The organism is Chitinophaga sp. S165 (assembly GCF_003182155.1).
In the GTDB taxonomy this organism is placed as follows: Bacteria; Bacteroidota; Bacteroidia; order Chitinophagales; family Chitinophagaceae; genus Chitinophaga.
Window position 1 is genome coordinate 24,304 of record NZ_QGTG01000014.1, and the last position, 13,018, is coordinate 37,321.

Here is a 13,018-nt window from a genome sequence, read left to right on the forward strand (position 1 = left end):
CCTGATGAACCTTTTTTTGAATGACGCAACAAAGGTAGATCAGGTCATAAAAATTTCGGTATTGTAATTCAAAGGAATTCTTGTCTAAATCAAAGAATAGCTTTCAGTTTAGTCTGCCGGAACTGTAAAGGGGTAATTCCCACCGCTTTTTTAAAGAAATGATTAAAATGGGCAGGTTCCTCGAACCCGAGGCAGTATCCTACCTGAGACACATCCCATTGTGTATTATGCAGCAGGGTTTTCGCTTCTTCCAGCACCCGGCCTTTAATAATGGCGGTAGTTGTATTGCCAGTGGTAGTTTTGATTACAGAATTCAAATGATTAACATGCACGTTCAAGGCCCGGGCAAAGTCGGCAGGCGTCTTCATTGTCAATGGATGCGCGGGTGAATCCAGCGGGAATTGCTGATGTAACAGTTCATCGAACATCCTGAGTAAACGCGAAGAGGCCGGTAATTCGCTGGTGTAATTGCCGTCTGGCTGTTCTATCAACAGGGAATGCATCAGGAGACATAGCAGGTTACGGATCACTTCATACTTAAATGAATAATTACTGTGTGCCATCTCCATCATCTGTTCAAAATACACTGTTACCAGCGCTAACTGCTTATCGTCCAGGAACAGAACAGGCTCGCTCCATGCTTTGAACAGCGGGGAGCGTTTGAAAATGTCAAACTGAGTATGTTCATTGAAGAATTCCTGGTTGAAGAGGCAGTAATATCCATCCTGATGATCGGATAAACTGGTCCAGGAATAAGGAACTGACGGACAGGGTAACAACATGGCCGGCTTGTCTATGACAATAGAATTGCCACCATAACACAGTTCACCTTCTCCTAATATCAGTGTTATCTTATAAAAGTCACGCCTGTTGTAAGGCGCTTTGAAATTGCAGTATCTCCGGGTATTTACATTAAAGTGAGACTTGCCACTCTGCAGATCGCTATTGCTCAATGGAAAATTGATATGTGATCTGTCCCGGTAAAAGTCGGTCAATGTCTCCAATTCCTGGCTCATAATACGAAGTTATAGAAAATATGCAAATCGTGTTGTTGCCCTCACTCCTATAATCAGGACCGTAGCATTAAACACATTTTGAAATTTATTAATAAAAACAGTTTCTCTAAATCAATTAAAGCTCTATCTTAGCCTTATCTTAAGATTTCCAATGAATTACATCAGATTCTCCAATACCTACAACGTACAACAACTGACTAAAGAACTGGAGCAGGTATTGCAACAGGATTGGCCACTACATTTCAACACAAAGGATTTTAACGGCGACTGGCGCAGTATTTCCCTGCGTTCCACCACGGGACAGAGCACTGATATCCGCGCCCAGGAAAACGTTGAATATAGAGACACACCTGCACTGCAAATGATGCCCTATGTAAAGGAGATCCTGGATGCCTGGCAGTGTGAAAAAGAGGCGGTACGTCTTTTATCCCTTGCTCCCGGCAGCGAGATAAAACCCCACAGGGACATGGGATGTGGTTATCTTGATAACAGTTTCAGAATTCATATCCCTATTATCACCAATCAGGAGGTATACTTTACCATTGAAGATGAAACACTGCATCTGCAGGCAGGCGATTGCTGGTATATGGACTTCAGCCTTACACATAGCATCGTCAATCATGGTAATACGGCGAGAATTCATCTGATCATGGATTGTATAAGGAATGAATGGACCGATAAACTATTCGCGAGCTATGGTTTTGATATTTCGGAGAAAGATCCTTTGCAGCAATACGATGCCGCTACAAAAGCCAAGATGATCGAAGAACTGGAAAAAATAGATACCGAAACTGCGAGAAATATCATCGCCAGTCTAAAAGCAGCAAACTAATGCAGACATCCCCGATCGCTAACTGGATCCCATATAAACTCAATTATACTTCTTCCCGGGAATGGATGGTGAAGTGGCTGGACCTCGCCGATCAACGGATGGTCCTTCCTTTTTTCGATGAGACCATCGCGGCTTGCAGGATCAGGCAGCGGCAGCGATCTTCGCTGGAAAGCATGTCTGTAATGGATTTTGTTGCTGAAGTGGGTAAAGGCCTACCCGCACTGGAACCTTCGGCGTTCGTTTTTCACGTGTCACGTTGTGGCTCTACCCTGCTGTCACAGGCATTCACAGCACCTGAAGAAAATATAATCGTGGCGGAAGCTCCGCTGCTGGATGAAATTTTAAGAGCACCGGAACATCAGCCGGACCTTCCTCATGAAACCCGGGAGGACTGGTTCAGAGCGGCTATCAGGTTAATGGGGCAGCAACGTAATGGAAACGAGCAGCACTATATCGTTAAACTGGACAGCTGGCATATCCACTTCTACGAGCTGTTACGCCAATGGTATCCACATACGGCGTTTTTTTTTCTTTATCGTCAGCCGGATGAGGTGATCGCTTCACACGATAAACGGAGGGGTATTCATGCAGTTCCCGGTATGGTTTCTCCTACTCTGCTTAAAACAGCAGGCCCTGAACATTTTGGAGGCGATTTTAACCGTTATACGGCACAGGTGCTACATCAGTTCTATATTAAACTGCAAAGCATCCTCGGGCTTAAAAATGCCTGTAATTGCTTTTTCGATTATGCGGATGGCGTTCCCGAAATGATAACAGCATTCAGCAGTTTCTCCCGGGTGCCGGTTAAAAGTGAGGAACAGGTACGTGACCGGCTGAAATATCACAGTAAAGCTTCGCAGGAAGTATTTAAGCCGGAGTCATTCGACAACAGGGAACGCTTCTTTTTCCAGGATTGCCATAATGCGTACACGCAATTCAGATCATCGCATACATCTACTATCTGACAGGTTTCAATGGGACATATCATTCAACTAACAGGTTTATCAGGAGCAGGCAAAACGACATTGTCGAATGCACTGCTGGAATGGGGCAATCAACAGCAAATCAAAATTAAACTGATAGACGGCGACGTATACCGGCAGACATTGTGTAAAGACCTGGGCTTTAGTAAAGCTGACCGGTTGGAAAATATCGCCCGGCTGGGGGCTTATGCGGCTTCCATAGCAGCGGACTATGACTATGTATTCATCGCGGCAATTAATCCCTACGAAGAAGCCAGGCATGCACTTAATGCAAAATACGGCGCGGCGTTGATCTGGTTGAAATGCGATATACAGGCGCTTATAGCGAGAGACCCAAAAGGGCTTTACCGGAAGGCGCTATTGCCCGACACGCATCCGGATAAGATCCATAATCTGACAGGACTGAACGATACATTTGAAGAACCGCAGTACCCGGACCTTGTCCTGGACACAGGCAGTTTAGATGTGGAGGAATCCGTTAGCAAGACTGTCAGTTTCCTTTGTCAGCTATCATCCCTTCGGATTTCGGGTAGCGCATCAAAATCATCCGCAGAATAAATTCCTGCTGATCATACATGATGATATTCCGGCGATCCACTTACATCATGGGGATCTGCCTTCTTCTGATATAGATCTTTGGCGCGGCCTTCCTGAAACTATAGTAGTTGCGATAACCAAGATCGTCACGGTAAGACTTTTGATTTGCAGAAAAATCATAGATGACTTCTCTGATCCCTAAAAGGATAGACATCCTTTGAAAAATGACCACACTGTCGCAAGGTTCAATGCTGTCGTTCTGAGGACAGTAACCTTTACGGAAATCTACGGTAGTCCCATCTCCAAGCATTTTCATTATTTTCTTTACCTGGCGGTCTTTCAAATTACTTTCACCGGAGGATTTTTTATTGCCACTCGCGGCCGTCTGTAAACTATCAGCCAGGGCATATACAGACTGAAGGTTTCTGTTAACATATCTGGAAACGCGCTTATCATTATATTTTCTGAGCGGTACGCAAGCGCAGGATGAAATGAAAAACAGCAGGCCAATTATGCCTGAAGCAAGAATTATATTTTTCATTTGGGTATAGTATTGTCCTTTCTAAAAGTAGGGAAAACGGACTTTCTTATCTTAAAAAACCCTAAGTTTTACTCTAAAAAATGCTCATTTTCTACTCATTATCCCTTTTTTTCCCTATATTGAAATGACTTAAATCGTAAGTTGCTATAATTAGAATTCCACAAATGATGAACACGACAACATTTTCCTCTGCCATTCAGCAAAAGCGGATGGGCCGTAAAATACGGGTAGAAGTATTATTGACTGTTATACTCGTAGCTGCTGCTTTTCTGCTGACTATTTAATGTAACTATCGCAGGCTCTTTCTGAACTCTTCAGGTGTCTGTCCTGTATACTTCTTATAAAACTTCGTGAAATAAGAATTATCTGCAAAATTCAGCTGGTACGCGATTTCAGAGATCGTGGAGTCCTGGTTGGTAAGTAATCTCTTTGCTTCGAGGATGATACGGTTGCGGATCACCTCTCCCGCCGACATGCCCAGTACACTGTTGCAAAGGGCATTCAGATGATTGGGGGTAATAAACAAACGCTCTGCATAGTCTTTCGGCAGTTTCAAAGTGCTATAGTTCTTCTCTATAAGTTTCTGGAAATTCTTCAGCAATGCGTAGTTGTATGCACTGGTATGAGAAGATGTTTTATCAAAGCTAAGACGGCCCACCAGGATGAATAACTGGAGCATCAATGTTTGTATCATGTCTACTGACATGCGGGCCCGCTGTTCACTTTCCCTGATCAACCCTTCGAAAATCGCTGCCACAGGCTTATGCAACTCATCTGGTAGATTTATTACAGCTTCGCCGACGTCTCCGCTGAAGAAAGGAAACTGCTCCAGGTAATCCGGTTTCAGGAGTAATGAATGCAAAAAAGTAGCTGAGAAATTAAGAATATAACCATCTACATGACCTTCAAACTGCCAACCGTGCACTTGACCGGGTATCATGAAATAGATCTGGTAAGGCTTTACAGGAAAGGTTTTGAAGTCAATAGTATGCGTACCTGCACCTTCTGTGAACAGCATGACATGGTAGAAGGTATGTTTGTGCGCATTGCGCAGGTTCTCGTGTACACGCAGGTATGGCGCAAATCTGCTGATCTGGATATCATCTTCTTTCACTCCTGATATAGCACCTACATCATAAACCGGAATTACCTTTTTAGCCATCCATTTAAATCTTGAGTATCTGCAAATAATTTAGCCTGCCATCAGCAATGACGACAGGCTAAATTAATGAATTTTCTACCGGCTGATGATCCGGATTATGCATAGCTGATCAACTTATTCCATTTTCAAGCTCTTAACGGGGTTCATTAATGCGGCCCTGATACTCTGATAACTTACGGTCAGTAATGCGATTAAAGCGGTGGAAATCCCTGCCAGCGCAAACATCCACCATTCGATGCCTATCTTATAAGCGAAGCCCTGCAGCCATTTATCCATAAAGACCCAGGCCAGCGGGAATGCCAGTATCATCGCAATAATGATCAGTTTAAGGAAATCGCCTGACAACATAGCCGTTATATTGGGCACTGAAGCGCCGAGCACTTTACGTACGCCAATTTCTTTCGTACGCTGCGCCGTTGTAAATGTAGCCAGTCCGAACAAGCCCAGACAGGAAATAAATATTGCCAGTAAAGCAAAGTAATTAGAGAGTGTGCTCACGACCTGTTCGCTTTTATACATCTTTGTATACTCCTGATCGGAGAACTGATACGTGAAGGGGAATCCGGGATTCAATGCAGTGCACAGCTTTTCCAGGCCTGCAATTGCAGTCTTTGTCTGACCAGCTTTGGTCCTGACAAGAATTGTTCCCCATGACCAGTCTTCATCCAGCCGGACGATCAGCGGATCGATGGTCTGATGTATAGAGTTAAAATGAAAATCTTTGAGCACGCCTATAACAGCTCCCTGTTTACCTGCCCAGGTTAGCATTTGTCCAACGGGATCTTTCAATCCGATCTTTTTCACAGCCATTTCATTCAGCAGGAAAGCGGTGGAATCAGTACCGTATGCAGTTGAGAAGTCGCGTCCTTCCTTCAATTGCAGCTTCATTGTTTTTACGAAATCATATCCCACAATACCGTCTGCAAAGGATGCTGGTTCATTGGGATCTTTGCCCGCCCAGCCGACATTACCGGTGTGATGTTCTATGATGGTAGGTGTGTTTCTCATTTTTGATATACTGAGAACACCCGGTAGTTTAGATGCTTCTTCCTTAAAGTGGGCGTAATGGCTGACCAGGTTTCCTTCGATAGTAATGTAAACGAGGTTTTCTCTGTCATATCCCAGGTTCTTTGTTTGTATATAATCCATCTGCCGGTATATCACGATCATACTGATGATGAGTATAATAGAAAGTGCGAACTGGAACACTACCAGGCCTTTCCGCAGGAAGATATTTCCTCCGTTGATCTTCAATCCGCCTTTCAGCACCTTTACGGGACTTAGTGAAGAAAGGAATAAAGCAGGATAGCTACCAGCTGTAAGCCCTGTCAAAACAAGCAATGCAATCAATGATAACCAGAACAGCGGCTGTGTGAGTGGTAATGATAATTGTTTTCCCGTTAACGTATTAAAAGCAGGGAGCAATAGTATTGCCAGTAAGACAGCGATCACGAAAGCACAGGCTGTCAGCAGCATCGCTTCTCCCATAAACTGGCCGATCAATAAAGAGCGGTCTGCACCTATCACCTTCCGTAGTCCTACTTCCTTCGCACGTTTGGCAGATTGGGCGGTAGTCAGGTTCATGAAATTGATACAGGCGATCAGTAAGATAAAGATCGCTACAAGAGTAAACAATTGTACATATTCAATACGCCCTCCTTCAGGCACACCATTTTTAAACACCGAATGCAGGTATTTTTCCGGAAACGGTTGTATACCCAGTTCAATATTTTCTCCTGCGATTTTTGTTTTATACCGGTAGATGAAATCTTTCATCTTCGCAGCTACCTTATTGTGGTCAGCATCTTTTCTTAACTGAATAAATGTAGCCGGGCTGGTATTTCCCCAATTGTTGACCCAGTTATTTTGTGCCACAAAAGCGGGCCAGCTGCGTAGAAATTCAAAATGTTGTGAGGAATTCGCGGGCACATCTTCAAAGACTGCAGTCACCTGCAGGTCTTCCTTATTTTCAAAACGTATGCTTTTACCTATTGCATTCTCCGGGGTACCAAAAAAGAAGGTAGCCATCTTACGGGAGATGGCGATATCGCCTATGTTATTTAACGCTTTCTGCGGATTACCCAGTAATAATGGATAACTGAACATGCTGAGATAATCCGTCCCGGCATAATAGCCCTCCATTTTACCAGCAGTTGTACCTACCTCAAAGGTATTGGGAATACCAGGTTGGGCAGCATATTCCAGACCGCTGGCGTATTGTATTTCAGGGATCACCTTTTTCAGTTCTTCCGCCAGCAAGCCCTGTGTGGTATAGCCTGCATCTGCTTTTCCGTCGTACGACTGACCTTCATACACCTGGTATAAATAGTCGCCATTTGCATGAAAGCCATCCATACTACGTTCATCCTGCAACCAGAGGATGATGAGCAGGCTGCAGGCCATACCCAGGGCAAGACCCGATATATTAATAGCGGAAAAAGTCTTGTTGCGAACAAGGTTTCGCCAGGCAATTTTTATGTAGTTACTGAGCATCAGAAAAAGATCTTTGATCTGATCATTACCAATGAATACTATACCACAATATAAACTTATTTATTATCAACAACTTATATAATCAGGGGTTCCCTTTTTTGTTCGGTTTTAATATAAATGTTGTTCAATTGCGGACAGGGGCACTACAGTAACGCAATGGCCGGGACGGCCAGCTGCTATTCAAAAAACTCCAGCTCTCCTGAAAAGTAAAGGTACGCTTCTGCTTTACGACGGCGGGTAAGACCATCCAATACCTTACCTCCGGATACGTTCCATTTCAGGAATTCGATAACAATAGCGGGGTCTTTAGGGTTGGCTTTTACCACCTTCAGCAAGGTGCTGTCTCCCAGTCCTTCTGCAATACCATTCTTGTTCATGTCGGCGCCGACATTGTACGCGAAAGATACGAGGGCGTCAAACTGCTGTTGCTTCAGCGCTACGCCGGCAACCAGCTTGTTCACGTTGCTTACGAATCCTTTTTTGATGTTGGCAAACAGGGCATCTGCACGTTGCTGGGTGATCACATCTCCCTTTTTAACAGCCTTTTCGTCTTCGTAAACGGTATTGCCCCAACCGATCGTCCAGACGCCTTTACTGTCCTGGTAGGCCGTCAGACGGCATTTCTCGAAATGTTTAATGAGCTTCTCCCCTTTTTCTCCTAGTTCCATAGTGTAGAGATTAAATGTTTAGATTCTTAGGCATTAAAGATATAATAAATATATTATCTATCAATGTTAAGCGGGATCAGCGGTTATTTGCATTGATTACATTAAAATTAATTTCCATACTCAAACACGACGTATATACGACGTATATACGACGCATACACGACGCATCTCCGGGACATCCGGGTATTTTGCCTGGCTGGAGAGTCCCTTAATCTTATCAAGACTGGCGTATTTTTAATACTTTTTGCATCATTGTTTCATTTGTTATACTTTTGTTGCCCGGAATAGCCATCGTCCCTGCGGGGTATATCCGTAGAAGAGGGAATTTTTGAATGTAAAGAGGATACTATGGAGAAAACTGAGAGAATTACTGAGACAAAGCCCCCGTACCAGGTAAAGTGGGATGCTATTGGCATTGGCGCTTCATTGGCCTGCGCCGTTCATTGTGTGCTGCTACCTTTGGCTTTTACCACTCTTAGCCTGTTTGGCGTTGAATTGCTGAAAAATGTTTTTCTGGAAGTATTGACGGTATCTGTCTCTTTAATTGCCGGTGGTTGGGCCATCTGGCGGGGATACAGGCATCAGCACAGGCAGAAGTCCGTCCTGGTTTATTTTGTGTTGGGATTAGTATTGATGATAACGGGCAATTTTGCCGGCCACGGACTACTGGAAATTGGTTTTAAGATCGTTGGCGCTGTGCTCTTGATCACAGCTCATATCACTAACTGGAGAGGTTGCAGGGATTGTGAAACGCATACCTCATCAATCGTATAAATCAGCCTTACTACTGCTAGCGCAGTAGTAAGGTGGTACCTTTACGAAATATTTTTTTGCCCGTTTCCTTCATTGTATAACTGAGCATCCAAACGTAAGACCCTATATCGGCCGGCTTACCTTTTATGGTACCGTCCCATTTCTTTGTCCAGTCGGTCGTTTGGAATACCAATTGTCCTACACGGTTATATACAGAAAATTCCAGGTCAATGGCTTTATATGCACTTAGCGGGTACAGATAATCGTTCATCCCATCATGATTGGGAGAGAACGCAGTAGGCACATCAATATAACAGCTCATCACGGCTGTGATCATATGATCCGCCGTATCCTGGCAATGAAGGTTGTCTTCCACTATCAGGCGTACCCTGTAGTCCTGTTCCTTACGGGTAGGATAATATTGCTGCGGTAAAGGATCGGGGCCTGTGCTTATCCTGCCATCACCATAATCCCATATATACGAGATAATATTTCCCCAACTTTCATTTTTTGCTGTAGCAATATCCATCGGACAGTAAGGTCCGGGGTCTATTGTAAACAGTGCTGCCAGTGTACGCTCGAGGTTGATATCTCTGGCAACGGAATCTGTACAGGTACCGTTTGATACCAGCAGGGAAACATGTTTTAGTCCAAAGTCCCCATATACTTTGGTTACGTTCTGCGTATAACGGTTATCTGTACTGTCGAAAGTCCATCGCCAGTAGTTCACATTGTTGGCGCCATCATGCGTCAGGTCCAATGTACTTACTTTACAATTTCTGTTCAGCGCGAAGTCAAAATCAGCTGAAACGGTATCGGCTGTATGAAAGGTAACGGTTTGGCCAGGACCCGCCAGTTGTCCGCATTCTCCCATTATCGAGTTTCCATCCATACCAGTGACTAACGTGATGGTATAATCCCCTTCCCTCACCAATGGCTGTGTTAATTGGATGAACACCGTATCTGTCAGGTTCAGCCCATTACAGTTACCGTATGCTGCCCGGATAGTTCCTCCAGGTGTTCCTGTGATCCTGAAGTCGCTACCGTTCGGGGCGATAGACCCACAACGTACCGCCGTTGATAATACTACTTTTATAACGTCCGGTGCACAACCCACCGGCATTGTATTTACCAATTCTACCACGGGAGGCGTCCCGATTTGAAAATCAACACTTTCACCTACTGCGAGCCCGTTACCACAAACGTCCAGCAGGGTGTTACCGTCGCTACCACTCTTTACAGCAAGGGTATAGTCGCCCGGGGCCAGCGGTGCGCTCAATTGTAAGATCAGTGAATCACTATCAAAACCATTTGAACAATTTACTCCGATAGCTCCTCTTACAGTACCTGTTCCCCTGGTGAGCATGAACTCTGTTCCCTGTGTCGTTAATGTTTTACAAAGTGTTTTTTTGCTGAGCTTTAAACTGATGGTATTGTTGAGGCAATGGTAAGTCGCCGACTTGATAGCGGGTATTCCAGGGCTGGTAATGTCTGCCGTTCCTCCGGTGAACTCGAGATCATATCCTGATTGTCCAATGTCCGTAAAATGGCTTAACAACAACAGATATTCGTGTCCTTCGATCAACGTTGGCATTTTACTCCACAGGTCCTGTCCAAGCCCTCCGCATACATTAAAAGTTCTACCAGCTCCTGATGCTCCGGTCACTCCCCCTTCTCCCGACCAGTTACGGCATACATATAAACTGAGGTCGGTGAAAACATCTTCAGGTTTATGGCCTGTAACATCAAAAAGCTGCCAGTCGTAATCGTCTGTCAATACTTTAGGCGTGATCTTAAATCCTAAAGTTCCGCCTTTATAACAGGTGAATTTATACCAGTAAGGGTTAACATCCTGAAATCCGTAGTCTTGTCCGCCTTCACAAGCGGGGCCAATAACTTCCCGTCCACCACATTTCGGCACGGACTCCTGGCTGAAGACCTTTGTTCCACAAACGGGAAAGGCAGTGGATGGGTTTTGGCCGATCTCAGTGCAGGTGGTTTGTGCCTGGATTGTAACAATGTTTACAAACATCAGGCAGATGAGCGGGTACAGGAAAATGAATTTTGATCGCATGTTTAATCCGTACTGGGTATCTGTAATACCCTAAAAATAGTTTTTTTTTCTGAGCAAACCCAACAACACAAAGGATTTTACGTGGGTATCGTGTTATATTGAAAAGTTTTTTTTTGAAAATTAAATCAGTTTTATACTTTTGCAGCGGAGAAATGGCAGAGCGGTCGATTGCGGCAGTCTTGAAAACTGTTGACTGTAACAGGTCCGGGGGTTCGAATCCCTCTTTCTCCGCCGAGAAAATCTAAGCGACAGCGGAAAATTTTTAGAAGCCTTCTGATCAGATCAGAAGGCTTTTTTTATTGTGGTAATTATTGATTGCATGATTTCGACTGTAGCAGGTTTGGGGTATACGGTCCTGCAGTTGGCGGCTGCTCCATCCTTCATTTGACGCCATTATCAGGTAAAATTCGCGCTGTAGCTCATCTTTAAGATAAACAATTGATTTTAAATGTAGAGTACATACCTTTAAATATGGCAGTGCAAACATTACCTTTTAGTACACTCATCGCTGTTGAGAGACAGTCCGCAATTCCCATTTTCAAACAGATCTCTAATAGTTTAATAGAACTGATAAAAAATGGGAAAATAAAACCTGGTTATCAATTGCCAGCAAGTCGGGATATGGCGTCAATGCTAAAATTAAACCGTACAACGGTAATTGCTGCCTATGAGGAATTACAGGCCGAGGGTTGGCTTGAAGTAATAAAACGGAAAGGCAACTTCGTTGCGCAGCAATTACCGGTAACGAGCCCCAGGTCGTTCGAAGTGAGCACCCCAGAGAAACTATCATCACAGAATCAAGAGATCTTTTACCGACAGATTGCTGTTCGGCAACCAATAACAAGGCAGCTAAAACCTTATCAGCTGATGATTAATGATGGTTATCCTGATGCCAGGATTGCACCATTAGATTTGATAGTTGACAGGTACAAATTTTTATCAAGAAGAACGAATGTCCACAATAAATTATTAGCTGATGGCTCGAACGGAAGTATTTCGTTAAGAACTGAACTTGCTCTATTCTTGTCTAAGACAAGGGCACTCGACATTACTCCTGAGCAAGTTCTGATTACCCACGGCGCACAATTGGCCATATCTGTCGCGGCCAGTATGATACTCCAGCCTGGCAGTACAGTTATTGTCGGCGACCTTAACTATCCGTTGGTAGACAGGCTTTTTGAACAACTCGGTGCTAAGCTTATAAAGGTTAAGGTTGATCATGACGGCATTGATGTCGATGCAATTGAAAACATTTGCAAGCAATCAACACCAAGCCTCCTTTATGTCATTCCACATCACCACCACCCGACAACTGTCACGCTCAGTGCCGAAAGACGAGTCAAACTTTTAGATATTATTCGCCGTTATCGTCTTCCTGTAATCGAAGATGACTACGACTATGATTTTCACTATGGGAATGCTCCAATATTGCCTTTAGCCAGTGCTGAACACGAGAACTTTGTTCTTTACATTGGCTCAATTTCTAAAACATTAGCTCCAACCATCAGGCTGGGATATTTGATTGGTGGTGAAGATTTTATATGGCAAGCATCAAAGCTGAAGCAAGCTCTGGATATTCGTGGTGATGTATTATTTGAAGAATCTGTTGCCCATCTTTTCAGCAGCGGCGAAATGCAAAGACATTTAAGAAGATCTGTAAAACTATACCAAAAGAGACGGGATGAGTTCTGCGAACTATTAAATTCCTCGTTGGGAAATACTGCCAAGTTCAGTGTTCCTAATGGGGGTATGGCAGTTTGGACTTTATTTGATCCTGAGTACTCCATACCCCAACTCTCGGAAAGGCTTGCCACCCGTGGTGTATTTATGAACGATGGCAGCATCTATAAATATAAGAATGACGTCAATGGAATAAGGTTAGGCTTTGCCTCGCTGAATTCAAATGAAATGCAATCTTTCGCACATGCACTAAAAGGATCCTGGTAAACATCCCTGTCA

General features: G+C 44.0%; 11 protein-coding genes and 1 tRNA gene. 6 read left to right on the top strand and 6 right to left on the bottom strand.

Annotation, left to right across the window (positions count from 1 at the left end; translation table 11 throughout):
* Window positions 1-89: 89 nt before the first annotated feature.
* Window positions 90-1,016, bottom strand: coding sequence for an AraC family transcriptional regulator (locus C7475_RS30825; protein ID WP_110057290.1), 927 nt, complete (start codon window positions 1,014-1,016; stop codon window positions 90-92).
* Window positions 1,017-1,167: 151 nt separating this feature from the next.
* Between C7475_RS30825 and C7475_RS30830 the strand changes: the two genes are divergently transcribed.
* Genes C7475_RS30830 through C7475_RS30840 form a run of 3 tightly spaced genes read left to right on the top strand, consistent with a single transcriptional unit; the run spans window position 1,168 to window position 3,389 of the window.
* The gene (locus C7475_RS30830; protein WP_110057291.1) at window positions 1,168-1,848 is read left to right on the top strand and encodes an aspartyl/asparaginyl beta-hydroxylase domain-containing protein; all 681 of its coding nucleotides are present in this window, start codon (window positions 1,168-1,170) and stop codon (window positions 1,846-1,848) included.
* Entirely contained in the window at window positions 1,848-2,813 is a 966-nt protein-coding gene (locus tag C7475_RS30835; protein ID WP_110057292.1) for a hypothetical protein, read from the top strand. The genes C7475_RS30830 and C7475_RS30835 overlap by 1 nt, the downstream gene beginning before the upstream one ends.
* A 9-nt stretch (window positions 2,814-2,822) precedes the next feature.
* Complete coding sequence (locus C7475_RS30840) at window positions 2,823-3,389, top strand: adenylyl-sulfate kinase (RefSeq protein ID WP_110057293.1); 567 nt, start codon at window positions 2,823-2,825, stop codon at window positions 3,387-3,389.
* A 40-nt stretch (window positions 3,390-3,429) separates the two neighbouring features.
* On the opposite strand, the gene C7475_RS30845 is transcribed toward C7475_RS30840, so the two are convergent.
* The 4 genes from C7475_RS30845 to C7475_RS30860 form a co-directional block, all read right to left on the bottom strand.
* Window positions 3,430-3,909, bottom strand: coding sequence for a hypothetical protein (locus C7475_RS30845; protein WP_110057294.1), 480 nt, complete (start codon window positions 3,907-3,909; stop codon window positions 3,430-3,432).
* Window positions 3,910-4,198: 289 nt separating this feature from the next.
* Window positions 4,199-5,071, bottom strand: coding sequence for an AraC family transcriptional regulator (locus C7475_RS30850; protein ID WP_110057295.1), 873 nt, complete (start codon window positions 5,069-5,071; stop codon window positions 4,199-4,201).
* Window positions 5,072-5,185: 114 nt separating this feature from the next.
* Window positions 5,186-7,564 carry an ABC transporter permease gene (locus tag C7475_RS30855; protein ID WP_110057296.1) on the bottom strand — a complete coding sequence of 793 codons (2,379 nt, stop codon included), beginning with the start codon at window positions 7,562-7,564 and terminating at the stop codon, window positions 5,186-5,188.
* Window positions 7,565-7,740: 176 nt separating this feature from the next.
* A complete protein-coding gene (locus C7475_RS30860) occupies window positions 7,741-8,232 on the bottom strand; it encodes a lysozyme (protein ID WP_110057297.1) in 492 nt (163 codons plus the stop codon).
* 348 nt (window positions 8,233-8,580) lie between these two features.
* Between C7475_RS30860 and C7475_RS30865 the strand changes: the two genes are divergently transcribed.
* Window positions 8,581-9,006 carry a MerC domain-containing protein gene (locus tag C7475_RS30865; RefSeq protein ID WP_110057298.1) on the top strand — a complete coding sequence of 142 codons (426 nt, stop codon included), beginning with the start codon at window positions 8,581-8,583 and terminating at the stop codon, window positions 9,004-9,006.
* A gap of 16 nt (window positions 9,007-9,022) precedes the next feature.
* Here the strand turns inward: C7475_RS30865 and C7475_RS30870 are convergent, their stop codons facing one another.
* Window positions 9,023-11,059 (bottom strand): gliding motility-associated C-terminal domain-containing protein, encoded by a 2,037-nt coding sequence (locus tag C7475_RS30870; protein WP_110057299.1) that lies wholly within the window; start codon window positions 11,057-11,059, stop codon window positions 9,023-9,025.
* Between the two features lie 146 nt (window positions 11,060-11,205).
* Here C7475_RS30870 and C7475_RS30875 point away from each other — a divergent pair.
* Both C7475_RS30875 and C7475_RS30885 read left to right on the top strand, forming a co-directional pair.
* A tRNA-Ser gene (locus tag C7475_RS30875) sits at window positions 11,206-11,290 on the top strand.
* 240 nt (window positions 11,291-11,530) lie between these two features.
* Entirely contained in the window at window positions 11,531-13,006 is a 1,476-nt protein-coding gene (locus C7475_RS30885; RefSeq protein ID WP_110057301.1) for a PLP-dependent aminotransferase family protein, read from the top strand.
* The last annotated feature ends 12 nt before the right edge of the window (window positions 13,007-13,018 follow it).

What these genes read in the sequence shown, in the direction of transcription:
- C7475_RS30825 (WP_110057290.1), bottom strand. Translation starts at nt 1,016, where the DNA reads ATGAGCCAGGAATTGGAGACATTGACCGACTTTTACCGGGACAGATCA.
- C7475_RS30830 (WP_110057291.1), top strand. Translation starts at nt 1,168, where the DNA reads ATGAATTACATCAGATTCTCCAATACCTACAACGTACAACAACTGACT.
- C7475_RS30835 (WP_110057292.1), top strand. Translation starts at nt 1,848, where the DNA reads ATGCAGACATCCCCGATCGCTAACTGGATCCCATATAAACTCAATTAT.
- C7475_RS30840 (WP_110057293.1), top strand. Translation starts at nt 2,823, where the DNA reads ATGGGACATATCATTCAACTAACAGGTTTATCAGGAGCAGGCAAAACG.
- C7475_RS30845 (WP_110057294.1), bottom strand. Translation starts at nt 3,909, where the DNA reads ATGAAAAATATAATTCTTGCTTCAGGCATAATTGGCCTGCTGTTTTTC.
- C7475_RS30850 (WP_110057295.1), bottom strand. Translation starts at nt 5,071, where the DNA reads ATGGCTAAAAAGGTAATTCCGGTTTATGATGTAGGTGCTATATCAGGA.
- C7475_RS30855 (WP_110057296.1), bottom strand. Translation starts at nt 7,564, where the DNA reads ATGCTCAGTAACTACATAAAAATTGCCTGGCGAAACCTTGTTCGCAAC.
- C7475_RS30860 (WP_110057297.1), bottom strand. Translation starts at nt 8,232, where the DNA reads ATGGAACTAGGAGAAAAAGGGGAGAAGCTCATTAAACATTTCGAGAAA.
- C7475_RS30865 (WP_110057298.1), top strand. Translation starts at nt 8,581, where the DNA reads ATGGAGAAAACTGAGAGAATTACTGAGACAAAGCCCCCGTACCAGGTA.
- C7475_RS30870 (WP_110057299.1), bottom strand. Translation starts at nt 11,059, where the DNA reads ATGCGATCAAAATTCATTTTCCTGTACCCGCTCATCTGCCTGATGTTT.
- C7475_RS30885 (WP_110057301.1), top strand. Translation starts at nt 11,531, where the DNA reads ATGGCAGTGCAAACATTACCTTTTAGTACACTCATCGCTGTTGAGAGA.